General features: G+C 68.5%; 29 protein-coding genes. 19 read left to right on the forward strand and 10 right to left on the reverse strand.

Features of this window, described 5'->3' with window-relative positions; translation table 11 throughout:
- Window positions 1–5: 5 nt before the first annotated feature.
- Window positions 6–566, forward strand: a complete 561-nt coding sequence (locus LZ005_RS15350; RefSeq protein ID WP_237809014.1) for a glycine-rich domain-containing protein-like — start codon at window positions 6–8, stop codon at window positions 564–566.
- A 77-nt stretch (window positions 567–643) separates the two neighbouring features.
- The gene (locus LZ005_RS15355; RefSeq protein ID WP_237809015.1) at window positions 644–814 is read left to right on the forward strand and encodes a hypothetical protein; all 171 of its coding nucleotides are present in this window, start codon (window positions 644–646) and stop codon (window positions 812–814) included.
- Here the strand turns inward: LZ005_RS15355 and LZ005_RS15360 are convergent.
- Window positions 798–1052 (reverse strand): hypothetical protein, encoded by a 255-nt coding sequence (locus tag LZ005_RS15360; RefSeq protein WP_237809016.1) that lies wholly within the window; start codon window positions 1050–1052, stop codon window positions 798–800. The genes LZ005_RS15355 and LZ005_RS15360 overlap by 17 nt on opposite strands.
- A 104-nt stretch (window positions 1053–1156) precedes the next feature.
- On the reverse strand, window positions 1157–2044 hold the full coding sequence (locus LZ005_RS15365) for an NAD-dependent epimerase/dehydratase family protein (RefSeq protein WP_237809052.1): 888 nt from the start codon (window positions 2042–2044) through the stop codon (window positions 1157–1159).
- Between the two features lie 15 nt (window positions 2045–2059).
- Here LZ005_RS15365 and LZ005_RS15370 point away from each other — a divergent pair, with 15 nt between their 5' ends.
- The 5 genes from LZ005_RS15370 (at window position 2060) to LZ005_RS15390 (ending at window position 6239) form a co-directional block, all read left to right on the forward strand.
- The gene (locus LZ005_RS15370; RefSeq protein ID WP_237809017.1) at window positions 2060–3088 is read left to right on the forward strand and encodes a CDP-6-deoxy-delta-3,4-glucoseen reductase; all 1029 of its coding nucleotides are present in this window, start codon (window positions 2060–2062) and stop codon (window positions 3086–3088) included.
- A gap of 92 nt (window positions 3089–3180) precedes the next feature.
- A complete protein-coding gene (locus LZ005_RS15375) occupies window positions 3181–3903 on the forward strand; it encodes a class I SAM-dependent methyltransferase (RefSeq protein ID WP_237809018.1) in 723 nt (240 codons plus the stop codon).
- A 78-nt stretch (window positions 3904–3981) separates the two neighbouring features.
- Complete coding sequence (locus tag LZ005_RS15380) at window positions 3982–5205, forward strand: MFS transporter (protein ID WP_237809019.1); 1224 nt, start codon at window positions 3982–3984, stop codon at window positions 5203–5205.
- 20 nt (window positions 5206–5225) lie between these two features.
- Complete coding sequence (locus LZ005_RS15385) at window positions 5226–5879, forward strand: DUF1345 domain-containing protein (RefSeq protein WP_237809020.1); 654 nt, start codon at window positions 5226–5228, stop codon at window positions 5877–5879.
- Window positions 5880–5897: 18 nt separating this feature from the next.
- On the forward strand, window positions 5898–6239 hold the full coding sequence (locus tag LZ005_RS15390; RefSeq protein ID WP_237809021.1) for an HPF/RaiA family ribosome-associated protein: 342 nt from the start codon (window positions 5898–5900) through the stop codon (window positions 6237–6239).
- 3 nt (window positions 6240–6242) lie between these two features.
- On the opposite strand, the gene LZ005_RS15395 is transcribed toward LZ005_RS15390, so the two are convergent.
- Entirely contained in the window at window positions 6243–7013 is a 771-nt protein-coding gene (locus LZ005_RS15395) for a helical backbone metal receptor (RefSeq protein WP_237809022.1), read from the reverse strand.
- Window positions 7014–7089: 76 nt separating this feature from the next.
- On the opposite strand from LZ005_RS15395, the gene LZ005_RS15400 reads away from it, so the two are divergent.
- Window positions 7090–8055, forward strand: a complete 966-nt coding sequence (locus LZ005_RS15400) for a diguanylate cyclase (protein WP_237809023.1) — start codon at window positions 7090–7092, stop codon at window positions 8053–8055.
- A 1-nt stretch (window position 8056) separates the two neighbouring features.
- Here LZ005_RS15400 and LZ005_RS15405 read toward each other — a convergent pair whose 3' ends face one another.
- Window positions 8057–8581, reverse strand: a complete 525-nt coding sequence (locus tag LZ005_RS15405; protein WP_237809024.1) for a DUF5610 domain-containing protein — start codon at window positions 8579–8581, stop codon at window positions 8057–8059.
- Between the two features lie 87 nt (window positions 8582–8668).
- Between LZ005_RS15405 and sbcB the strand changes: the two genes are divergently transcribed.
- Window positions 8669–10111: an exodeoxyribonuclease I gene (gene sbcB, locus LZ005_RS15410; RefSeq protein WP_237809025.1), complete on the forward strand. Its 1443-nt coding sequence runs from the start codon at window positions 8669–8671 to the stop codon at window positions 10109–10111.
- A 5-nt stretch (window positions 10112–10116) separates the two neighbouring features.
- Here the strand turns inward: sbcB and pyrF are convergent, their stop codons facing one another.
- On the reverse strand, window positions 10117–10935 hold the full coding sequence (pyrF, locus tag LZ005_RS15415; RefSeq protein WP_237809026.1) for an orotidine-5'-phosphate decarboxylase: 819 nt from the start codon (window positions 10933–10935) through the stop codon (window positions 10117–10119).
- An 85-nt stretch (window positions 10936–11020) separates the two neighbouring features.
- Here pyrF and LZ005_RS15420 point away from each other — a divergent pair, with 85 nt between their 5' ends.
- From LZ005_RS15420 to LZ005_RS15430, 3 genes are all read left to right on the forward strand, one after another.
- On the forward strand, window positions 11021–11785 hold the full coding sequence (locus tag LZ005_RS15420; protein ID WP_237809027.1) for an SDR family NAD(P)-dependent oxidoreductase: 765 nt from the start codon (window positions 11021–11023) through the stop codon (window positions 11783–11785).
- Between the two features lie 550 nt (window positions 11786–12335).
- A complete protein-coding gene (locus LZ005_RS15425) occupies window positions 12336–12617 on the forward strand; it encodes a phage terminase large subunit family protein (protein ID WP_237809028.1) in 282 nt (93 codons plus the stop codon).
- Between the two features lie 41 nt (window positions 12618–12658).
- Complete coding sequence (locus tag LZ005_RS15430; RefSeq protein WP_237809029.1) at window positions 12659–13051, forward strand: VanZ family protein; 393 nt, start codon at window positions 12659–12661, stop codon at window positions 13049–13051.
- Here the strand turns inward: LZ005_RS15430 and LZ005_RS15435 are convergent.
- Window positions 13033–13302, reverse strand: coding sequence for a hypothetical protein (locus LZ005_RS15435; protein ID WP_237809030.1), 270 nt, complete (start codon window positions 13300–13302; stop codon window positions 13033–13035). The two genes, LZ005_RS15430 and LZ005_RS15435, sit on opposite strands and share 19 nt — an antisense overlap.
- Window positions 13303–13496: 194 nt before the next feature.
- Between LZ005_RS15435 and LZ005_RS15440 the strand changes: the two genes are divergently transcribed.
- Complete coding sequence (locus LZ005_RS15440; protein ID WP_237809031.1) at window positions 13497–14120, forward strand: hypothetical protein; 624 nt, start codon at window positions 13497–13499, stop codon at window positions 14118–14120.
- On the opposite strand, the gene LZ005_RS15445 is transcribed toward LZ005_RS15440, so the two are convergent.
- The 3 genes from LZ005_RS15445 to LZ005_RS15455 all read right to left on the reverse strand — a co-directional run bounded on the left by LZ005_RS15445 (window position 14117) and on the right by LZ005_RS15455 (window position 16339).
- Window positions 14117–14986 carry a TraB/GumN family protein gene (locus LZ005_RS15445; RefSeq protein WP_237809032.1) on the reverse strand — a complete coding sequence of 290 codons (870 nt, stop codon included), beginning with the start codon at window positions 14984–14986 and terminating at the stop codon, window positions 14117–14119. The two genes, LZ005_RS15440 and LZ005_RS15445, sit on opposite strands and share 4 nt — an antisense overlap.
- 129 nt (window positions 14987–15115) lie before the next feature.
- Entirely contained in the window at window positions 15116–15910 is a 795-nt protein-coding gene (locus LZ005_RS15450) for an ABC transporter substrate-binding protein (protein ID WP_237809033.1), read from the reverse strand.
- A gap of 45 nt (window positions 15911–15955) precedes the next feature.
- Window positions 15956–16339 carry a hypothetical protein gene (locus LZ005_RS15455; RefSeq protein WP_237809034.1) on the reverse strand — a complete coding sequence of 128 codons (384 nt, stop codon included), beginning with the start codon at window positions 16337–16339 and terminating at the stop codon, window positions 15956–15958.
- A 167-nt stretch (window positions 16340–16506) separates the two neighbouring features.
- On the opposite strand from LZ005_RS15455, the gene LZ005_RS15460 reads away from it, so the two are divergent.
- The 6 genes from LZ005_RS15460 (at window position 16507) to LZ005_RS15485 (ending at window position 21529) form a co-directional block, all read left to right on the forward strand.
- Window positions 16507–17817, forward strand: coding sequence for a sigma-54 dependent transcriptional regulator (locus tag LZ005_RS15460; RefSeq protein ID WP_237809035.1), 1311 nt, complete (start codon window positions 16507–16509; stop codon window positions 17815–17817).
- A gap of 172 nt (window positions 17818–17989) precedes the next feature.
- The gene (locus LZ005_RS15465) at window positions 17990–19138 is read left to right on the forward strand and encodes a hypothetical protein (RefSeq protein ID WP_237809036.1); all 1149 of its coding nucleotides are present in this window, start codon (window positions 17990–17992) and stop codon (window positions 19136–19138) included.
- A gap of 13 nt (window positions 19139–19151) precedes the next feature.
- Complete coding sequence (locus LZ005_RS15470) at window positions 19152–19445, forward strand: hypothetical protein (protein ID WP_237809037.1); 294 nt, start codon at window positions 19152–19154, stop codon at window positions 19443–19445.
- 3 nt (window positions 19446–19448) lie between these two features.
- A complete protein-coding gene (locus tag LZ005_RS15475) occupies window positions 19449–20114 on the forward strand; it encodes a C39 family peptidase (RefSeq protein ID WP_237809038.1) in 666 nt (221 codons plus the stop codon).
- A gap of 9 nt (window positions 20115–20123) precedes the next feature.
- Complete coding sequence (locus tag LZ005_RS15480) at window positions 20124–20495, forward strand: hypothetical protein (protein ID WP_237809039.1); 372 nt, start codon at window positions 20124–20126, stop codon at window positions 20493–20495.
- An 8-nt stretch (window positions 20496–20503) separates the two neighbouring features.
- Window positions 20504–21529 carry an acetate kinase gene (locus LZ005_RS15485; protein ID WP_237809040.1) on the forward strand — a complete coding sequence of 342 codons (1026 nt, stop codon included), beginning with the start codon at window positions 20504–20506 and terminating at the stop codon, window positions 21527–21529.
- On the opposite strand, the gene LZ005_RS15490 is transcribed toward LZ005_RS15485, so the two are convergent.
- The gene (locus tag LZ005_RS15490; RefSeq protein ID WP_237809041.1) at window positions 21526–22641 is read right to left on the reverse strand and encodes an ABC transporter substrate-binding protein; all 1116 of its coding nucleotides are present in this window, start codon (window positions 22639–22641) and stop codon (window positions 21526–21528) included. The genes LZ005_RS15485 and LZ005_RS15490 overlap by 4 nt on opposite strands.
- Window positions 22642–22709: the final 68 nt, after the last annotated feature.

A 22709-nucleotide genomic window follows, 5' to 3' on the forward strand; every position in this document is an offset into this window, starting at 1 on the left:
TCATCATGATTCAGCAGCACGCCTTCCAAGCCATCGCCGATCTCGATCTCGAACCGATCAAGGTCAAACTCATGCACCGTGAATCCGGCGAAGGCTGGAGTCTGGACCAGGCCAACGCCGTCGAGTTCGAATACCGCCGCTTCCTCTACCTGATGAAGCAGTTCCCGCACGAGGCGACAGCCCCACGCCAGGATGTCGACATCTTCTGGCATTACCACATCCTCGACACCCTCAAATATGCGCAAGACTGCGAACGCGTGTTCGGCTATTTCCTCCACCACTTCCCCTACATCGGCCTGCGTGGCGAAGAAGACGAACTGGCCCACCACCGCGTCGGCCAGCGCATGAAGGAGCTGTACGAAAGCACCTTCGAGACGCCCTATCCGGGCGCCGGCCGCGACGCGTTTTCGGGCGCCGCCGTGCAGACGGCGTTCTCGGGCGCGGCGGTGGCCACGGCCTTCTCGGGGGCGGCAGTCGGCACGGCCTTTTCGGGCGCCGCCATCGACAGTCTCAGCCATGCCAGCACGGCGGCCCGCTTCTACAGCGAACGCCCGCACCTGCGGTAGGAATTCTGAACGGAAACATTTCCGGTCGGAAATGCGGTAAAATGGGCCTCAGTGTCGCACCACCGAGGTCCCTCAGCATGGCAATTTCTTCGATTTCGTCCAACCAGCCCGTCGCCCAGCCGATTCCCCAGCAGCAGGCCAAACCGGCCGCTGACAAGCCGGCCGAGCAGACGCCGCCGCCCGCCCCCCAGCCGGTGATCAACACCAGCGGCCAGACCACGGGCACGACGATCAATACCAGCGCCTGAGCCAGGGCGGCGGCGCCAGCCACCACCAGCCCAGCGCCCAGGCGGCCAGGGCCGGGTCGAGCCCGGCCTGCCAAGCGCCCTGCCAGGGCGCAGCTTCGGGCGGCGCCATGCCGTCGATCTGCCAGCCCAGTTCGGCCCGCACGTCGGCCGGGGCCGGCGGCGGCAGGGCCGCATGTTCACGCTGCGCCATCCAGGCGCGTACCTGTTCCTTCGTCGGATGGGTAATCCTGTGTGGCATGCCGCCTCCTTGCCCGAATTTCCGGGCTGTAGCACAGCGTCCGTGTCGCCCCGCGACCTGGATCACCACCTTACGCCCCCACTCTGCCGGAGCTTTGCGCGACCTCAAACGGGCGCCAGCACTTTCAGTGCAGCACTGACGTCCGGATACACGAGGCGCACGCCGAGCTCAGCCTTCATGCGCGTATTGCGCAGGCGCCGCGATTCCGACATGAAGGACAGCAGCATCGGCGAGACCTGGGCCGCCAGCGCGGCGCGCGCCAGGCGCGGCGGGCGCGGCTTGCCGAAGGCATCGGCCACCAGATCGAAATACTCACCCATGCGCAGCTGGCTGTCGTCGCTGGCGTGGTAGACCCGGTTCGGCCGCCCATGCCAGAGCGCGGCCACGCTGATGCGGGCCAGGTCGTCGGCATGGATGTGGTTGGTGTAGACATCGTCCTCGGCGCGCAGGGCCGGCGTGCCCTGCTCGAGCCGGGCCAGCGGCAGGCGGCCGTCCCCATAGATGCCGGGCACGCGCAGAATCGACAGGCGCGCCGCGCGCCGCCGGGCCCAGGCGCGCAGCGCCGTTTCGGCGTCGACGCGGCGCCAGGCGCGCGCATTGCGCGGCGCGGTCGGACGAGTTTCGTCGACCCAGTCGCCGCCGCAGTCGCCATACACGCCGGTGGTGCTGATGTAAACGAGCTGGGTGCCCTCAGGTAAAATGGCGGCCAGGTTGCGGCTGCGCTGATCGCGCTGGCCCTCGCCCGGCGGCGGCGCCAGATGCAGCACGCGCGGCGCCAGCCGGCTCAGGCGGCGCAGCGTGTCGGGCTGATCGAGGTCGCCCACGAGCGGCACCGCCCCGGCGGCACGCAGGGCCGCGCAGCGCGCCGGCTGGCTGGTCAGGGCGAACACGCGAAAGCGGCCGACCAGCAGCGGCAGAATGCGCAGGCCGACATCGCCGCAACCGAGGATTAGCAGGCGCGGCAAACCAAGCGCGCGCGATTTTTTATTCATCATTGTGGGGATTGTATGACGTTCCAGATCACTGTCCAACCGAGCGGCCACCAGTTCGACTGCGAGGGCGACGAAACCGTCCTGGCGGCGGCCATCCGGGCTGGCATCGGCCTGCCGTATGGCTGCAAGAACGGCGCTTGCGGCTCGTGCAAGGGCAAGGTGGTGGCCGGGGACTTCGAGCACAAATCCTATCAGGAACGGGCGCTCTCCGCTGCCGAGCGCGCCGAGGGCTATGCGCTGATGTGCTGCGCCAGCCCGCGCGGCGCCCTGACCATCGAGGCGCGCGAAGTGGCCGGCTCGTCCGACTACCCGATCCGCAAGATGCCGACCCGCGTGCAGAAAATCGAACAGGTGGCGCCGGACGTGGTGGTGCTGACCCTGCAGCTGCCGGCCAATGAGGCCCTGGCCTACCGCGCCGGCCAGTACATCGAATTCCTGCTGCGCGACGGCAAACGGCGCAGCTATTCGATGGCCAATGCACCCACGCTCGAGGGCCCGATCACCCTGCACATCCGGCACATGCCGGGCGGCCTGTTCACCGACCAGGTGTTCAGCACGATGAAGGAGCGCGACATCCTGCGCTTCGAAGGTCCGCATGGCAGCTTCTTCCTGCGCGAGGATTCCGACAAGCCGATCATTCTGCTGGCCTCGGGCACGGGCTTTGCGCCGATCAAGGCCCTGATGGAGCATCTGATCCACCTGAAGTCGACGCGCCCGGTCAGCCTGTACTGGGGCGGGCGCCGCCCGCACGACCTGTACATGCGCGCCCTGTGCGAGCAGTGGGCGGCCGAACTGCCGCACTTCCGCTTCATTCCAGTCGTCTCCGACGCCCAGCCGGAAGACCAGTGGCAGGGCCGCAGCGGCTTCGTGCACCGCGCCGTGATGGACGACCACCCGGATCTGTCGGGCTACCAGGTGTATGCCTGCGGCGCGCCGATCGTGGTCGATTCGGCCAAGCGCGATTACGTGGCCCAGTGCGGGCTGCCGGCCGACGAGTTCTATGCCGACGCCTTCACCAGCGAGGCCGATCTGGCCCAGGGCTGAGCGGCGCCGCGTATGCATCCAATCGCCGAGCAGGGCCGGAAAAAATGGAGTAAGGTGTGGCTCTTTTCGCACACTGATTGAAAGGGAGACCGATGCGCCTGAACCGTGTTGTTGCCGCTTTCCTGCTGGCCCTGGCCGCCAGCGCCAGCCTGCCTGCCCTGGCCGCCGATGACGGCTTTGCCGCAGCCATCGCCAGCCCAATCCGCACCGACGCCGACCGCAAGGACGACGCCAAGCGCAAGCCGGCCCAGTTCCTCGAGTTCGCCAAGGTCAAGCCGGGCATGAAGGTGCTCGACGTGGTCGCCGGCGGCGGCGCCACCGCCCAGCTGCTGGCCCTGGCCGTCGGCCCCAAGGGCGAGGTGTATGCCCAGAACAGCAAGCCCAACGCCAACCTCGACAAGCGCCTGGCGGCCCAGCCCCAGGCCAATCTGAAACCGGTGGTGCGCGGCTTCGACAATCCGGCCCCGGCCGGCGTGACGGGCTTCGACCTGATCACCATTAACATGAACTACCACGACATCGTCAACGCCCCGGTCGACCGCGCGGCCATGAACAAGGCCCTGTTCGAGGCCCTGAAACCGGGCGGCTATCTGGTCATCATCGACAATGCCGCCAAGGAAGGCCAGGGCCTGAGCGTGACCAATACCCTGCACCGCATCGAAGACGCGAGCGTCATCGCCGAAGTCAGCAAGGCTGGCTTCGTGCTCGACGGGCGCGGCGACTACCTGCGCGTGCCGAGCGATCCCAAGGACCAGCCCTTCTTCAAGATGGATGGTCCGGACGACAAGTTCGCGCTGCGCTTCGTGAAGAAATAAACCTGACTCCCCGGGGCCGGTCCGCCCGGCCCTGCCCCATTTTTCCGGGAGGGCGCTGCATGGCGCCCTTTGCTTTCCATGCATGCTGCTGTCTCCGTTCTGCGCCACCGCCAGCTGGCGCGCTATCTGTCGGCCCGTTTTCTCGGCACCATCGCCGTGCAGATGCAAAGCGTCGCGGTCGGCTGGCAGGTCTACCAGATGACGGGCAGCCTGTTCGATCTGGGCCTGATCGGCCTGGCCCAGTTCGCGCCCTTCCTGCTGCTGATTCTGTATGCGGGCCACGCGGCCGACCGCTATAACCGCCGCACGATCATCGGCCTGTGCCTGCTGGCCCAGTGGCTGTGCGGCCTGCTGCTGCTGGCCTTTACCTGGGCCGGGCTGGCCGTCGTCTGGCCGGTGTTCGCCGTGCTGGCCGTATTCGGCAGCGCGCGCGCCTTCATGATGCCGGCCAGCCAGGCCGTGCTGGTCAACCTGGTGCCGCCGGCCGACTTCGGCCGCGCCGTCGCCCTCAGCTCCTCGAGTTTCCATGTGGCCGTGATCGTCGGCCCCACGCTCGGCGGCCTGCTGTACCTGGCCGGGCCGGCCACCGTCTATCTGATCGCCGTTGGCCTGCTCAGCCTGTCGCTGCTGCTGATGCACCTGACGCCGCCGATTGCGCAGCAGCAGCACAGCGCGCCGGCCACCTGGCACACGCTGCTCGAAGGCCTGCGCTTTGTCTGGTCCAAGCCGGTGGTGCTGGGCGCGCTCTCGCTCGACCTGTTTGCCGTGCTGTTCGGCGGCGCCACCGCCCTGCTGCCGGCCTTCGCCCACGATGTGCTGCAGGCCGGGCCGACCGCCCTCGGCCTGCTGCGCACCATGCCGGGCGCGGGCGCAGCCCTGTGTTCGATCACGCTCGGCGTGTGGCCGATCCGGCGCCATGTGGGCGCCTGGATGTTCGGCGGTGTGGCCGTGTTTGGCGCGGCCACCGTGGTGCTCGGCCTAACGCGCGAACTGGGCGTGGCCCTGGTCTGCCTGTTTCTGCTCGGGGCCGGCGACATGGTCAGCGTCTATGTGCGCCATCTGCTGGTGCAGCTGGAAACACCGGACGCGATCCGTGGCCGCGTGTCGGCCGTGAACGCGGTGTTCATCGGCGCCTCGAATGAACTCGGCGAATTCGAGTCGGGCCTGACGGCCAGTTGGTTCGGCCTGGTGCGCGCGATCCTGATCGGCGGCATCGCCACCCTCTGCGTCACCGGCCTGTGGGCCTGGCGCTTCCCGGCCCTGTCGCACATGGACCGCTTCCCGGAATCGGCACCGCGCTAAAGCTTTGCTACCATGGGCGCATGCGACGCCTGAGCCAATTTCTGCGCCACCGCCCGCACCTGTCGATGGCCATCGGCATTGGTGCGCTGGTGGCCGTGTTCGCGCCGGCCGAACTGCAGGCCGTGCGGCGCGCCCTGGTCGCCTGGGATGCGGCGGTCTGGTTCTATCTGCTGTCGATGGTCAGCGTCGTTCTGCGCACCGACCCCGAGCGCGTGCGCGCGACCGCCGTGGCCCAGGACGAGGCGGCCGGTCTGGTGCTGGTCTCGCTGACGGCCGCCGCTGTCGCCAGCCTGACCGCCATCGTCAGCGAGCTGACCGGTGCAGCCGGGCATGGCGGTGCGGCCCACGCCCACTACCTGTTCGCCGCCCTGACCGTCAGCGGCAGCTGGTTCCTGCTCGGCGTGGTGTTCGCCTTCCATTACGCCCACCTCTACTACCGGCCGCGTCCGGGTCCGCCGCCGCTGCGCTTTCCGGATACCGAACTCGCGCCCGATTACTGGGACTTCCTGTATTTTTCCTTTACCGTCCTGGTCGCGGCCCAGACGGCCGACGTCGGCGTGGCTTCGCGCGCGCTGCGGCGTGTGGTCATGGTCCAGTCGATCCTGAGTTTCTTCTTCAACCTATCCATTCTCGGGCTGTCTGTGAATATCGCCGCCAGCCTGCTCAATGGCTGAAGCCAAGGGAGCTTGTCCATGCAAGTGATTGTCCACACCGATACGACGATTGGCCGCCACCAGGGCCTGGACGCGCATGTGCAGCAGGTGATGCGGGCGGCGCTCCAGCGTTTTGGCGAACACATCGGCCGAGTCGATGTCCATCTGAGCGATGGCAAGCGCGAAAAATCGGCCGACGGCGACAACAAATGCACGGTCGAGGCCAAGGTGCACGGCTACCAGCCGGTCGCCGTCAGCGCCCATGGCCTGAGTCTGCATCAGGCCATTGATGCGGCCGCCGACAAGCTGGTGCGCGCCCTCAGCAGCGACCTCGGGCGCGTCTACGACAGCCGGCGCCAGCCGCCCCCCGCGGCTGAATAAGGCTCAGCGCGCGGCCAGCGCCTGCAGATAGTGCAGGCCGGCCAGCGCGCGCGTGCCATACCAGGACAGCATCTCACCATCGACCAGCCAGACCGGCTTGCCCAGCTCGGCCGCCAGGGCCGTGGCGTCGGCTTCGGTAAATCGGTAGGGCTCGCTTGAGAGCAGGATCAGATCGAGCTCAGCCAGCAGCTGCGGCGTCCAGTCGAAGGCCGGATAGCGCGCCGTGCCCAGCGTCGGCACCTGCCAGCCGATGCTGGCCAGCATATTGGCGATATAGGTGTCGCGGCTGACCGTCATCCACGGGTCTTTCCAGATGCAGTAGAGCACGCGGCGGGGCGTCCCCGGCCGCAGTCCGGCCAGGGCGGCGCTGAATTGCGCGCTCCAGGCCGCCGCTTCGGCCTGGCGGCAGAACACGCCGCCGAGCAACGCGGCCAGGGCCAGATTGTCGCGCGGGGCCAGCGGATGGGTGACGACGATGCGCGCGCCCATGGCCGCGATCTGGTCGACGGTGGGCTTCTCGTTCTCGTCGATATTCACCACCACATGGCTGGGCGCGAGACGGCGCAGCTTGTCCAGATTCACATCCTTGGTGCCGCCGACTTTGGCGATCGCCCGCACCTGCTCGGCCGGATGCACGCAGAAGCCGGTGCGCCCGACCAGCTGCGGCGCCAGGCCAAAATCACACAGCATTTCGGTGACCGATGGCACCAGCGAGACGATGCGTGCCTGCGGGTCCGGCCGGTGCGCCTGGCCGATGGCGTCGATCCATTCCATGCATGAACCTTTGGACAAATTTGGACCGCTATTGTAGAGGCCGATGCGCTATCATGCACAGCGAAGGAGGACACCTGTGGACAGAATTGGCAGTTTTGGCGAGAGCACCTACCGTATCGAGGACATGCAATTGTTCCGCGGAACGCAGGACCCGCAGATTGCCAAGTTGCTGGCCCCCTGCCCCATCCTGCGCGTGGCAGCTGGCGCCCAGGTGCCCGAGAGCGGGCGCGGGCGCCTGATCGTCGTGCTCAAAGGCGCGCTGGCGGTGGCGGCCGATACGCGCACCGGCTTTACCGATGGCACGGTCAGCAAGGTGCTGCCGGGCGAGAGCGTCGGCGAGCAATCGGTGCTCGACGAATCGGCCGACCTGATCGCCATTACCGCACTCGACAATGCCGAGCTGTTGATGATTCCGTCCGACACCGTGTGGCGCCTGATCGATGAATCGAACGGGGTCGCGCGCAATCTGCTGCGCCTGCTGTCCTTCCGCATCCACGCGGCCAATGCGCAGATGCGGCGGCGCCAGAAGGTCGGCGAGTTCTACCGCCAGATGTCCCTGGTCGACGGCCTGACCAGCCTGTACAACCGCGCCTGGCTCAATGACAAGCTGCCGAGCCTGGTCGCCCAGGCCCAGGAACAGGGCACGGACCTGTCGATCATCATGGTCGACCTCGATCACTTCAAGCGCTTCAACGACACCCACGGCCACCTCGGCGGCGACCAGGCCCTGCGCGCAGCCGCCAAGGCCATCAGCGGGGCGCTGCGCCCGAGCGATTTCGCGGTCCGCTATGGTGGGGAAGAAATGCTGGTGATTCTGCCGGAGACCAATGAAAACCTGGCCCTGATGGTGGCCGCGCGTCTGTGCGAGCGCGTGCGCCAGGCCGTGGTGTTTCCCGATATGCGGGTGGCGATGCCGCAGATCACCGGCTCGTTTGGCCTGGCCTGTCTGGCGCGCGGGCAGGACGAGCAGGCCTTGATCGAAGCGGCCGACGCCGCCCTTTACCGCGCCAAGGAAGGCGGGCGCAACCGCGTGTCGCAGTGACTCAGGCAGCCAGCCTGGGCGGGCTCGCCTCGCGCGCGAAGCGGTCCAGTCCCTGGCGCACCAGATGGTAGGTCGTATCGAGCGTCGCCGCGGCCGGGGCATCGAGGGCCTGCATGCCGCTCAGCACCTGGCGCGCTTCGCCAAAGCCGCTGTCGATGCCGCGGTGGATCGCCTGCATGAAGGCCTGCAGCACGGCCTCTTCCGATTCGCCCAGATGCTGCTGGCGAAAGCTCTGGTAGAAGGCGACCGACATGGCCAGAATGCGGGCCGAGGTCAGCACCGGATTGGCGTCCTGGGCGACGACGGCCGTGCTGGTCTGGCCGCCGAGTTGCGCGCTCATGCCGTCGACTGCGGTCTTGAACACCAGCGCCAGCGGCTCGCCGCCGGTGGTCAGCGAGACGTTCGAGGGGGCGCTGTCGGCGGGCGCGCGCGGCGCAGCGGCAGCGGCCGGCGGCAGCGGCGTCGGGCCGGCGGCATCCTGCAATTGAAAGGCAGCGGCGGCGGGTGCGGAAACGGGCAGAGACATGATCGACCTCGGTCACATAACGACGTTGACAAGCAGTTAACGACGCGTCCAAATTAATCTTTAGACATTTAAAGTTAGAAAAAAGCTATGGCGAACCACACTTTCCTCTGGCATGACTATGAGACCTTCGGGGCCGTACCGCGCCGTGACCGGCCGGCCCAGTTCGCCGCCATTCGCACCGATGCCGAGCTCAACGAGATCGGCGAGCCGATCATGGTGTTCTGCCAGCCGGCCAATGACTATCTGCCCGATCCGGGCGCCTGCCTGATCACCCACATCACGCCCCAGCAGTGCCTGGCCGAAGGCGTGCCCGAGCACAGCTTTGCCGAGATCATCCAGGAGGCCTTCAGCGTGCCGGGCACGATCGGGGTCGGCTACAACACGATCCGCTTCGATGATGAGGTCACGCGTTTTCTGCTGTGGCGCAATCTGATCGACCCGTATGCGCGCGAATGGCAGAACCAGTGCGGGCGCTGGGACCTGCTCGACGTGGTGCGCATGACCTATGCGCTGCGTCCGGACGGCATCGCCTGGCCGCGGCACGAAGACGGCCGGCCCAGCTTCAAGCTCGAACACTTGTCGGCCGCGAACGGGCTCGTGCACGAGGCGGCGCACGATGCCCTGTCCGACGTGCGCGCCACGATTGCGCTGGCGCGTCTGATCCGCCAGCAGCAGCCGCGCCTGTTCGACTTCTGCTTCAGCCTGCACCGCAAGGAACGCGTGCTCGAGGAAATCCAGTGGCATCTGCCGCCGGCCCAGCGCGCGCCCTTCCTGCATGTGTCGGGCATGTTCCCGGCCGAACAAGGCTGCATCAGTCTGATGTGGCCGCTGGCCCAGCACCCGAGCAACAAGAACGAGATCCTGGCCTGGGATTGCCGATACGATCCGAGCGAACTGTTCACGCTGGACGCCGACACGATCCGCCTGCGCCTGTTCACGCGCAGCGCCGAGCTGCCCGAGGGCATGACGCGCCTGCCGCTGAAATCGGTCCATGTGAACAAATCGCCGATGCTGGTGTCGAACCTGAAAACGCTGACGCCCGAGCTGGCAGCGCGCTGGGGGCTCGACCTCGACCAGGCCCTGGCCCACGCGCGCGCAGCGGCGGCGGGACCGGCGCTCGATAGCGTCTGGGCCCAAGTGTTTGCGCGCACGCCGCAGGCGGCGCTCGATGTCGATGAAGATTTATACGGCGGCTTTGTCGGCAATAACGACCGGCGCCTGCTCAATCAGCTGCGCCTGCAGCCGCCCGAGGCCCTGGCCAGCGCGCGCCCGGGCTTCGAGGACCAGCGTCTGCATGAGCTGTTGTTCCGCTACCGTGCGCGCAATTTTCCGGCCACGCTCAGCGCGGCCGAGCAGGCCCAGTGGGAGCAGCACCGCTATGCCCGTCTGTTCGAAGGCGCCGGCGGCTGCCGCACGCTGGCCCAGTTGAGCGAGGAGATCGACACCTTGTCAGAAACAGCGGACGAAGCGGCCCAGGAGATTCTGGGCGCCCTCTACGACTATGCCGAGGCGATTGCGCCCCAGCACTGAGGCCCTCAGCGCCAGGCGTTGATCGCGTCGCGCGTTTCGCGCGCCACGCGGCGGGCGGCGGCGCGCCAGTCTTCACCGGCGGCTGGCGCGGCGTACAGGATCGCGCGCGAGGAATTGATCATCATGCCGGCGCCATCGGCCGTGCGGCCGGCCTTGACCGTCGCAGCCACATCGCCGCCCTGGGCCCCGATGCCCGGCACCAGCAGGGGCATGTCGCCGACCAGGGCGCGTACGGCCGCCAGTTCCTGCGGGAAGGTAGCACCGACCACGAGCGCGCACTGGCCCGTGGTATTCCATTTCTCAGCCACCAGACGTGCCACATGCTGGTACAGCGGCTGACCGCCGACATCGAGAAACTGCAGATCCGAGCCGCCCGCATTCGAGGTGCGGCACAGAATGATGACACCGCGCTCGGGCCAGGCCAGATAGGGCTCGACCGAATCGAAGCCCATGTAGGGATTGACGGTCACGGCGTCGGCGCCATAGCGCTCGAAGGCCTCGCGCGCGTACTGGGCGGCAGTGGCGCCGATGTCGCCGCGCTTGGCATCCAGAATCAGGGGCAGCTCCGGATAGCGCGAGCGCAGGTAATCGCACAGGGCCTGCAGCTGGTCTTCGGCGCCGAGCGCAGCAAAGTAAGCGATCTGCGGTTTGAAGGCGCAGGCCAGATCATGGGTGACATCGGCGATTTGCTTGCAGAACTGGAAGATCGCGTCGGGCTGGCCCGCCAGTTCGGCCGGCAGGCGGCTCACATCGGGGTCCAGACCCACACACAGCAGCGACTGGTTGCGCGTCCATGCCGCCCGGAGTTTGTCGATGAATGCCATGCCGCCCCCTTATCGAAAAATGCAAACCCGTCATTGTAACCCGTCCTTGCCGTACAATCGCCTCTCCTCGTTTCGGAGACCCACCATGAGACTGCAAGACCAAGTCGCCATCGTCACCGGCGCCACCCAGGGCATCGGCCTGGCCTGCGCCCAGCGCCTGCTGGCCGAGGGCGCGCGCGTGATGCTCGTTGATATCAAACCCGAGGGCCAGGCCGTGGCCGACAGCCTCGGCGAGCAGGCGCGCTTCTGCCTGGCAGATGTCAGCCAGAAAGCCGACGTCGATGCGATGGTGGCCGCGACCCTGGCCGCCTTCGGCCGCATCGATATCCTGATTAATAATGCCGGCGTGACGCACAAGGCGCGCTTCCTCGATCTGAAGGAAGAGGACTTCGACCGCGTGCTGGCGATCAATCTGAAATCCATGTTCCTGTGCGGCCAGGCAGTGGCGCGCGCGATGCTCCAGCAGGGTGGCGGCTGCATCATCAATATGTCGAGCGTCAATGCCACGCTGGCCATCCCCGACCAGGTGCCGTACGTCATTTCCAAGGGCGGCATCAACCAGCTGACCAAGGTGATGGCGCTGAACCTGGCCGAACACAATATCCGCGTCAACGGCATCGGCCCCGGCACCATCCTGACCGAACTGGCGCGCCAGGCCGTGCTGTCGAGCCCGGAAGCACGCCATACGATTCTGTCGCGCACCCCGATGGGGCGTTGCGGCGAGCCGGAAGAAGTGGCCAGCATCGCCGCCTTCCTGGCGTCCAAAGATGCATCCTACATGACAGGCCAAACTTTGTATGTCGATGGCGGCCGTTTGCCACTCAATTATACGGTTCCCGTTAAAGAGTAGGCACTAATCGCGCATGAGATATGCGATATTCGCATATCAGTCATGGAAATAAAAAATTGGACGAATATTCGGCGTCGCACCATACTGGTGCCTGTCTCCACTATTCTCCTCCAAGAAAATAGTCTTAAGCCCCCGATGAACTCGGGGGCTTTTTTTTATTCCGCGCGAAAATCCCCGCAACCAAGCCTTTCCCGCCAGATAAATCGGGGTCAGACCCCATTTTTCCGGTCGGATAAATGGGGTCTGACCCCGATTTTTCTCTTCCTCCTTTTTTGCACCAACGCAGAGCATCGATGCAATGTTTGCGCTGCGTCATCACGGGGTCACATTCTCCCCCTACACTGGCTTCATCTGCTGCACGCGCCACCGATAGGCCAGGCAGCAGCCAGGTGTGTGGTTCCTTTGGACGGCCGCACACCGCACCGATTTCAGTGCCCCTGACCCGGCTTGGGTTTTGGCCCGCTTTGACCAGCGGGCCTCTTTTTTTGTGCGCCCCTTGCGGCGCGCGCGCGGCGCGATAACATACAGACATCGAGCAAGGAGGAGCGCGATGAGCCAGCCCACTTCCAATCTGCGCCCGCGGCGCCCGGCCCCACCCCTGATCCTGCATGAGCTGGCCCCGGCCAGCGTGATCGATCTGCCGGACAGCGAGCTGGTCTGCCACCTGACGACCTTTGGCAGCAGCCGCGAAACCTGTCCGCATTGCAGCGGCCGCCATCTGCAGCTGGTGCTGCGCCAGGAAAACGTGCGCCAGGCCCACCTGCTGTGTCCCGGCTGCGGGCGCTGCTTCGACGCCAGTTATCCCGACGGCCAGCCCGCGCTCTGCTTGTGAAGCTTGTGCTAGGCTGGCGCTTTTCGCTGCCACGCCTACCGATGCTGACCCTGCTGCTTTCCCAACGCTGGCCACGCCAGCGCCTCGCCCTCGCCCTCTGCCTGTATGCGCTGGCCGTGATCATCGGCTCGGTGCCGGGCGCGCGCGCCGAGATGGCGCACTATGCCTCCGGTGTCGTGCTGCATGGGGTGTCGTATGCGGGCCTGGCCTGGCTGTGGTTCACCGGCAGCCGTGGCACGCCGCGCCAGCGCGCACTGCAGGCGGTGGCGGCGGTGGCCCTGATGGGCGCGGGCGACGAGTGGGTGCAGTCCTTCTTTCCGTATCGCCATGCCAGTGTGCTGGACTGGCTGGTCGATCTCAGCGCCGCCAGCCTGGCCGCCCTGGGCCTGCTGCTGGCCGGGGCGCGCCGCCCGCTTCAGGCCGATTTGTCCTGACGGTCGAATTCAAACTGCTGCTGGCGCAGATCGCACTGGCAGCGGCGGCCGCGGCTGGCCAGGCGGCGCCAGTCGGCCTCGCTGACGCCGGTCAGGCGGGCCGCGTGCTTGCGCACTTCGAGCATTTGTTCCGATTTTGCCTGGCGCACCAGCCCGTGCAGGGCCTGGCGCAGAACGTGTTGACGGCGTAAGTCGTGGCTGTCTGCTGTGACCAAGGCTTCGATCACGGCGCTGGTCGTGCAAGTGTGCATGGTCCCCCCAGTCGATTCCGATCAGCAATTATTGGCCAGGTGCTCGCAACCGGTTTTGACATTTCTCAAGCCCGGTCGGTGCCCCGATCTCGCCTCATTGTTTGATCTGTCTCAATCTCAGCGCCGCTTGACGGAACAACAAGGCGTTTTCTCGACTCCCATGCACGGAATCCCCAACAGCCAAGGAGTCGACCATGAAGTCTTTCCGTACGGGCGCGGCCTGCGCCCTCCTCATCGCTCTCGCCGCCTGCAGTACGACCGACATGAACCGCAGCACGGCCGACAGCAGCACCGGCTACAACAGCAGTACCGGCAGCACCGGTAGCAGCAGCACCGGTAGCAGCAGCACCGGCAGCACCAGCGCCACCGATACCAGTGGCGGCACGGGCAGCAGCATGGCCCAAAGCGGCAGCGCCACGCAATCCGATCGCAGCGGCCAGAGCACACAGTCCGGCAGCAGCATGGCGCAAACCCAGAACGCCCAGACCAGCAGCCAGGCTGGCCAGGGCAGCGGCCTGGGCACGCAGAATTCCGGCGCGGCCGGCGGTGGCCTGGCCGGCACCTGGAGCGCACCGCCGGACGCCAATGCCGTGGTCACCTCGGTCGATCTGGTGCCGCGCTCGAGCTCGGATGTCGGCAGCGGCAGCATGGCCGGCGCGGCCGTCGGTGGCAGCACCAGCGGCTCGGACCGCGTCTACCGCATCACACTGCGGCTGGACGATGGCAGCGCGCGCACCATCACCCAGGAGTCGGCGCCGGCCTTCCGCTCGGGCGACCGCGTCAAGCTCAATACCGACGGCATGATCCAGCAGCGTTAAGGCAGGCGCTCGACGCGGTAGCCATCCGCGGCCAGGCGCGCCAGCAGACCGTCGGTGCCGACCAGGTGCAGCAGGCCCACGCCAATAAACGGCGTGTGGCCGGCGCGCAGGGTCTGCTCGATCGCGCGCGCCATGGCCGGATTGCGCTGGCCCAGCAGTACCTCGCGCGTGAACGCGGCCAGCTGGCCCGGGCGGTGCTGGGCAGCGGCCAGCAGGGTCTCGATCGGCGCGGTGTCGCCGGTGCGCGCCGCCTCGAGCAGCACGCGGGCTTCGGCCAGCAGGCTGCCATCGGCCAGGGCATGCAGGGTGTCGTTCAGATAGGCTTCGGACTCGGCATCCTGCATGCGGTCGAACAGGGCCAGTTGCGAGGCTGCACTCTCCAGGCTGTCGACCTGGGTCTGCGGCCCCGACTGGCCGAGCAGCGCAAATTCGGTGCCGCGCTGGCGTTGCCAGCCCGCATTGGCGAGGGCCATGCCGGCCAGCCAATTGGCGATCAGCCAGGGTTTGCGCTGGGCCACTTCGCGCAGCGGCACGCCGTGCGCATGCAGGGCTGCGCGCAAGGCGCTGACGGTGTCGGCGCTCAGGTGGCGCGTCACATCGTCACCGGGCGCATAGCTGGCGTAGCGTTCGACGGCCGCATGGGCTTCGGCCTGGTTGCGCACGTCCAGTTCCAGGATCAGCGACGAGGACTGCTGCAGGGCCGCGCGCACGGCCGGCGCCAGGCTCTGGCCGGCGGCGCCGACGTGCACGGTCCCCAGCAAAAAGGCGCTGTCGTCGCCGCGCGAAATGCGGTACAGCGGGGCCGCACTGGCCGTCAGTCCACTCAAAATCAGGGCCAGAAAGGCCAGGATGCGCTTGCTCTGCATGTCCACCTCAATTCGGAAGGACCATGCTAGTGCAGCGAGGATCTAGCCTCAAGGGAATTGTTTCCGCACAGCGAAAAATAGATCGTGAACACCGACAGGAATGGCCAGATGGATCACGAACAAGCGGGCTCAGCGGCGCTTGCGCCCCATTTTGCGGGCCTCGGCCTTGAGCGCCAGCTCGATCGATTTATTGATGCGCGCCATCAGATCGGGGCTGACATCCTTGCTGCAGGCGATATAGCGTTCGAGTCCGGGCGGCATGTCCTTGAAATCCACGCGCACCACGCCGCGCAGGCCCAGATCATGCTCCTGGAACCAGGCCAGATCCTCGCGGTCCATCAGCATGAAGGACAGGCGGCCGGCCGCCACCATGCGCGCCATCGCCACCGGTTCGACCGTACGGCGCACGACCTGATTGCGGCTGCCGCGGATGGCAGCGTCCAGTGCCGGCCCGTAGGACACGCCATCGACCACCCCCAGGCTCAGACTGCCGTCGGCCAGCAGGGCCGCCAGGCTGTCGTGCTGTTTGACGGCGGCCAGGGCGCTCGGGCCCACCACCACGGTCTGGGGCGGATCGACATGGAAGGGGATGCTGAACTGGGCCCAGGCCGTGCGCTCGGGCAGGCGATACCAACCGGGCGAGCAATAGTTGCGCACGCCATTCTGAAAATTGGCCCAGATCCGTTTCGATGGTTCCCGCACGAACTGGGTGTCGATGCCGCTCTCGGCCATCACCGCGCGCGCACGCGCCAGCAGAAAGCCCTTCTCCACCCCGTTTTCCAGGTAGTGATAGGGCGGCTTGTCGCGCCAGGCCATGGTCAGCTGCGCGGCCGGTTCAGCCATGAGCGCGGCGGCCGCGCCCAGCAGGGTGCAGCCGATTCCGAATTGCAGCAAGGTCGACAGGCGGCGCATGCGGACCATCATAAGCGTCCGCCGCGCCCTTGTCACGCCGGCCTCGGCCGGCCTGGTTTATTGCGGCGTATAGGCCACGCGCACGCGTCCGTCCTGGGGCGCGCCCTGGTAGTCGATACGCAGGCTGCCGTCGCGCGCGGCCAGCAGGCTGCGGCTCAGGGCCTGGACTTCGATCTGGCGTTTGCCATCGATACTGGCCACCAGCTTCTGGCCCTGGCCCTGCACATTCAGCACTGCGCCGTTCGACAGGAAATAGGCGCCGCGCAGGTCGGCCAGTTCTTCGGGATACAGGGTGATGCTGCGCGGCGATACGCGCTGCACGGGAATGGCGTCGGCGGCAACCACATCGCCGCTGCCAAGCGGGGCTGCCGAGGCAGCGGAACTGGCCACCAGGGCCAGTACGGCCAGCGTCAGGCCGGCACATACAGTCAGAGTACGCATACAAGCTCCTTCTCATTGATATTGTTTGTCGAGGGGCCGGCGCAGCATCGCATCGATCTGCGGCGGTCTATCCAGCGTAGGCCAGAGAAGCGCGCACGCCAAGCAGGCTGCGACGAAGTGCCGAATCGGCCGGCTGGAATGCGGGCGCGCGCCGCTGGAATGCAGGCATGCAGACACCGGCTCTGCTACTGATCGGCCCCGGTGCGCCGGCCCTGGCCGCGCACCTGGACAGCGCCTTGGCCCGCTTCGCGCCCGAGTGCGCGCCGAGTCTGGAGGCGGCGGCCGCGCGCCTGGCCGAGGGCGGTGCCTGCGTCGGTCTGCTGGTCGAGCCCTGCCAGTTCGCACCGCTGCCGGCCTGGCAGTCGTTTCTGCAGCAACACTGGCAGGCCTGCTGGCTCGGTCTGCTGCCACGCGCCACGCTCGACCAGGCCGGCTGGCGTCGTCTGGTCAGCGAGCATCTGTGGGACTTTCACACGAGCCCGGCCGATCCGGCCCGTCTGGCCCAGGCGCTCGGCCATGCGCATGGCTGGTTGAGTCTGCATGCGCCGGCGCCCGCGCCGCCGGCCGCCGCCGGTCTGCTCGGCGACAGCGCCGCCATGCGCACGCTGCGCGCCGCGATCGGCAAGGTGGCGGCGGCCGATGCCCCGGTGCTGATCCGCGGTGAAAGCGGGGCCGGCAAGGAGCTGGCGGCGGCCGCCATTCACGCCGCCTCGCGCCGCGCCGGCGGCCCCTTCGTGGCCGTCAATTGCGGCGCGATCGCGCCCGGCCTGATCCAGTCGGAACTGTTTGGCCATGTGCGCGGCGCCTTCACCGGCGCCCAGCGCGACAAGCCGGGCCTGATCGAACTGGCCGAGGGCGGCACCCTGTTTCTCGACGAAATCGGCGAGATGCCGCGCGAACTGCAAGCCAATCTGCTGCGTTTTCTGCAGGAAGGCACGGTGCAGCGCGTCGGCGCCACGCGCAGCCAGCGCGTCGATGTGCGCGTGCTGGCCGCCACCCATGTCGATCTGGACGAGGCGGCCCGGCAGGGCAGCTTCCGCGCCGACCTGCTGTTCCGTCTGCATGTGCTGGGGCTGGCCGTGCCGCCGCTGCGCGCGCGCCAGGACGATGTGCTGCTGCTGGCCGAGGCCATCTTCGCGCGCCATGCCGACGAACGGCCGGCGCGCCTGCGCGGCTTCGGCGAAGCGGCGCGCGCCGCCCTGCTCGGCCACGACTGGCCCGGCAATGTGCGCGAGCTGATCAACCGGGTGCGGCGTGCCATGGTGATGGCCGACGGGCGCTGGATCAGCCCGCACGACCTGGGCCTGGCCGCGCCGGCGCCGGCCGCGCTGGCGCCGACGCGCGCGCGCGCCGAGGCCGAGGCCGTGCGCCAGTGCCTGGCTGAAGCGGGCGGGAATATCAGCCAGGCCGCGCGCCTGCTCGGGGTCTCGCGCATGACCCTGTACCGCCTGCTGGCACGCCACGGTATCGCGCACTGAACACTGATGCACTGGTGTGACAGGGTGCGCGTGCGCCGCTGTCTCAGACATGCGCCACATTCAGGGCCGGCGCGGCCCGCCTGCCCCGTGGCCGCTGCTGGCACGCTCCCTGCGTTGGACAGCCCTGGCAGTACGCGACCTGCAACCGTCAACCCAAGAGTGAGGACACCCCATGAAAACCACCCTGATCGCCGGCGCCCTGGCCCTGGCCTTTGGCAGCCCGGTGCTGGCAGCACCGCCGAGCAACACGGCCAATGACAACAACACCCAAAGCAATACCGCCACCACCACCCAGAGCGGTCCTGGCGCCAATGCCAGCGACAACGCGATGGCCGCCAACGACAGCAGCACCGGCAAGAACACCAGCAGCGGCGGCGCCTGGGCGGCCGGCGTCGGCGCGGCCAGCGCCAACAACGGCGGCACGGCCACGGCCAGCGCGGCCGACTCGTTCAACACCTCGACCTCCACCGCCACCAGCAGCCAGAGCGGCACGGTGCAGGGCAATAGCAATTCCGGCATCGGCAATGCCGCCCTCAATACGGGCAGCGCCAACGGCGCCAGCGGCAATGGCGGCCAGGGCGGCATGGCCGTCGGCGGCCTGGCGGCCGGGCGCGGCGGCAATGGCGCAGCCGCCAGCGGCGCCAACGCCGCCTCGGGCTCGGACGGCGGCATGGCCCATAACGGCAACGCCAGCAGCGGCAGCGTCAGCGCCGCGGCCAGCCAGGGCGGCGCCGGCGGGGCCGGCGGCGCCGCCAATGGCGGCCTGAGCGCGCAGGACGGGCGCGGCGGCCGCGGCGGTGACGGCGCAGCCGGCGGCGCCACCGGCGACGCTTCCGGTGGCGCCGGCGGCAGCAGCAGCACGCCGGGCGGCAGCGGCGGCACCAACACCGGCGGGGCCGGCGGCACGGCCGGCGCCGGCGGGGCCGGTGGCACGACGGGCGCGGCCACCAATACGGCCGGGGCCGGCGCGGCAGGCGGGGCCGGGGCCGGCGGCACGGCCACGGGCGGCACGCCGACGGTCGGCAATGCCACTGGCGGCGCCGGCGGGGCCGGCGGCAGCGGCGGCAGCAATACGGGCGGGGCCGGCGGCCTCGGCGGCACCGATACGGGCGGCACGGCCAGCGGCGGCGCCGGCGCGGCCGGCACGGGCGGCAATGGCGGCAGCCTGAGCCTGACCACGGGCAGCTTCGACATGTCCAACAGCATGACCGGTACGGCCCAGTCGGCTGCAGGCATCCTGATCATCAGCCAGAACACCGGGCTGTCGAGCCTCGTCCAGCAAAACGTGAACGTGCAAGCCACGCTCAACGTCGGCCACTGAGGCGGAGGCGAACATGGCCTGGCTTCCCCTCGTCGTTCTGCTGCCGGGCCTGGCCGCCCCAGCCCCGCCCGGTGCGCTGCCGGCGGCGGCCCTCGCGCACTGGCGCGCCGGGGCCGCCACGCTCAACAGCACGGCCACGCTGACGGCCACCGTCAGTGCCAACACGGCCGTTGCTGTCGCCAGCGGCAATAACAGCATCCAGGGCGGGGCCCTGGCCAATGCGGCCGGCCTGCCCGTGGTCATCCAGAACAGTGGTGCCAATGTGCTGATTCAAAACGCCACGGTCATCAATCTGCATCTGGAGTAGGCCATGCGCGCGCTGATTCTGGTGGCGGCGCTGGCGGGCCTCGCGGCTGCGCCGCTCCGCGCTCTCGAGCTCGATCTGGCCGGCGGGCCGCGCGCCCAGCTGCCGCTGGCCAGCGTGCTCGCGCTGCGCCAGACGCGCACGGCGCGCCAGCAGGCCGACATGAGCTGCGGCGCGGCGGCCCTGGCCACGCTGCTGCAGTTCCACTACGGCCAGGCCGTCAGCGAGGGCACGCTGCTGCAGTCGATGCTGGCGCGCGGCGAGCGCGCGCGCCTGGCGCGCGAGGGCCTGTCCCTGCTCGATCTGCAGCAGGAGCTCGCGGCGCGCGGCTGGCGCGCCAATGCCTATGCCTGGCCGCTCGCGGCCGTGCAGCAGCCGGCCATCGTGCTGCTGCAGGAAGGCGGGCAGCGCCACTTCGTCGTCCTCAAGGGCCAGGACGGGCGCCGCGTCCTGCTCGGCGACCCGGCGCGTGGCCTGCGTGCCTTGCCGCGCGCGGCTTTTCTGGCTGCCTGGCAGCCGGCCATTGTGTTTGTGATCGACGGCCCCGGGCGCGGCCGCTTCAATGCCCCCGAAGACTGGGCGGCGGCGCCGGCCGCGCCGCTGGCGGCCAGCCTGCCGCGCCCGGATCTGAGCCTGCTGCCCCTGCCCGGCTTGTGGCCGGGCCAGCATTAAGGAGAGCCTATGTGGACTGTTGTGTGTTCCCTGTGTGTGGCGCTGCCGCTGGCGGCGCCCTTGCCTGCGGCCCGTCTGGCGCAGATTCGCGGCGGCGCGCTGGCGCCGCCGGCGCTGCAGTTCAGCGTCACGCGCGCAATTGCGGCCGATGGCCAGTGGCTGGCCCAGGCCCGCTGGCAGGGCCAGGCCGGTGCGGCTGGGCTCAGCCTGAGCGGCCCGCCCGGCCTCGGCGCGCCCCTGCTGATTCAAAACGCCGCCGATGGTCGCCAGCTGCAAAGCCTGACCACCCTCGACGTCCAGGGCCAGACGCTGTCGGAGCTGGCCGGCCTGCGTCTGCAGGCCAGTCTGCAGGCGGCCGCCACGGCCGCACTCACGCGCTAGGGGGCCGCATGCGTGCCTCCCTGCCCTGGCTGCTGGCGGCCGCCTGCGCGCTGCCGGCCGCCGCCGAGCCGGCCGCCCCACCCGCGGTCGCTCCGCTGTTCGAACAACCGAGCGTGCTGACCCCGGCCGGCCACTGGACCCTGGAACCCTCGGCCCAGCTCGCCTATGCGTCGAGCAATCGCGTGGCCCTGGTCGGCTACACGATCATCCCGGCCATCCTGATCGGCCTGATCGACGTGCGTGAAGTGAAGCGCACCACCCTGACGGCGGCCCTGGCCCTGCGGCGCGGCTTTGGCAAGCGCTGGGAGGCCGAACTGCGCCTGCCCTATGTGGCGCGGCAGGACGCCACCGTCAGCCGCGAACTGTTTACCGGCACCGCCGTCGAGCGCGTGTTCGACACCTCGGGCCACCATCAGGGCGACGCCGAACTGAGCCTGCGCTACCAGCTCAGCGGTGAAGCCAGTGCGCGCCTGTTCACCGTGGCCGGCCTGCGCCTGAAGTCGCGCAGCGGGCGCGATCCCTTCGAGGTCGTCACCGATTGCGTGCGCCGCTGCGTGGGCGAAAACGCCACCGGCACCGGGCTGCCGCTCGAGGTGCCGACCGGCTCCGGCTTTGTCGGCGTGCAGCCGAGCCTGACCTGGCTGCTGGCCGCCGATCCGGCCGTCCTGTTTGGCAGCCTCAGCTACACGCGCAATCTGCCGCGCCACCAGTTGACGCGGCGCGTGCGCGACGGCCAGAGCGAATGGCTGGGGACCCTGAGTCCGGGCGATGCGTTTGGCATGAATCTGGGCGTGGGCCTGGCCCTCAACGAGCAGTTGACGGTCTCGGCCGGCTACGACCACACCCTGCTCGGGCGCGCGCGCCAGAACGGGGCCGTGCTGCCCGGGGCGGTGCGCACCCAGCTCGGCACCCTGCTGCTTGGCATGTCCTACCGGCTCGACGCCAAGCGCAGCATCAATATCAGCCTCGGTGCCGGGCTGACGCGCGACACGCCCGACGTCAGCCTGAATCTGCGCCTGCCGTTCGCGCTCTAGCGCAGGCGCACGGCGCGCGCCTGGCCGTGCTGGACCTGGGTCAGATAGATGCGGCTCAGGCCCTGGTGGCGCGCGTCGAACTGCACGGCCAGGCCGCCGAGGTCGGCCTGCAGGCTGTCGAGGGTCTGCAGCAGACAGCTACGGCTCAGCTCGCGGCCGCAGCGGCGCAGCGCCTCGACCAGCACGACGGCGTCGGCATAGCCTTCGATCGAGCCGTAGTTGCGCGCCGGGGCCGGCACGTCGGCGTGGTATTGGCGCTGGAAGGCTTCACCGGCCTCGTCCGGCGCGGGCATGACCTGACTGATCAACAAGCCTTCGGCCGCGCCGCCGGCATGCTTGATCAGTTCGCTGGTGCCGACGAAGGACAAGGTCGCAAACGGCGCCTGCAGGCCGGCCGTGCGCGCCTTCTTGAGCAGATTGGCCAGGGGCCGGTAGGTGCCGACGAACAGCACCGCATCGGCCTGGCTGTGCACAAGTTCGGCCAGGCCGGCATCGACGTCGACCGTATTGCGCCGGTAGCGCGTCTCGAGCACGGGGCGCAGCTTGCGCTTGGCCAGGGCATTCAGGGCCGCGCCCTTGCCCGATGCGCCGAACGCATCGTCCTGGATAAACAGGGCGAAGCGGCGCGCCCCACCCTTGGCCAGCTGCCCGACCAGGGCTTCCATCTCGTCGGCATACGAGGCGCGCAGATGGTAGACCATGGGAATCACCGGCGTGCGGAACATGTCGGCGCCCGTGAACGGAAACAGATAGGGCACGCCCGCCTGCTGGGCCAGGGGCACGGCCACCGCCGAGGTCGGCGTGCCGACATAACCGAACAGGGCAAACACCTTGTCCTGCTGAATCAGCTGCTGGGTCGCCTGGGCCGCCTGGCGCGGATCATAGGCGTCGTCCACGCTGATCAGTTCAATGCGGCGCCCATGCACGCCGCCGGCCGCATTGACCTTGTCCAGATAGGCCTGGGCGCCGGCGCGCAGCTGCAGGCCCAGACCGGCCGCCGGGCCGGACAAGGCATTGGCCATGCCAATCTTGATACTGCTCGCGCTCAGGCCGTCTTCAGCGGCCGCTCCCAAACTCAGCAGCAAGGCGCACACGGCGACGATGCCCCGCATCGGGCCTCCCCAAATTAGTAACTCGTAGCAACACAGTATCGGCAGTCCCCGGGCCGAAGTCAAACCCC

This window comes from Massilia sp. TS11, from assembly GCF_022012445.1.
Classification (GTDB): Bacteria; Pseudomonadota; Gammaproteobacteria; order Burkholderiales; family Burkholderiaceae_D; genus Telluria.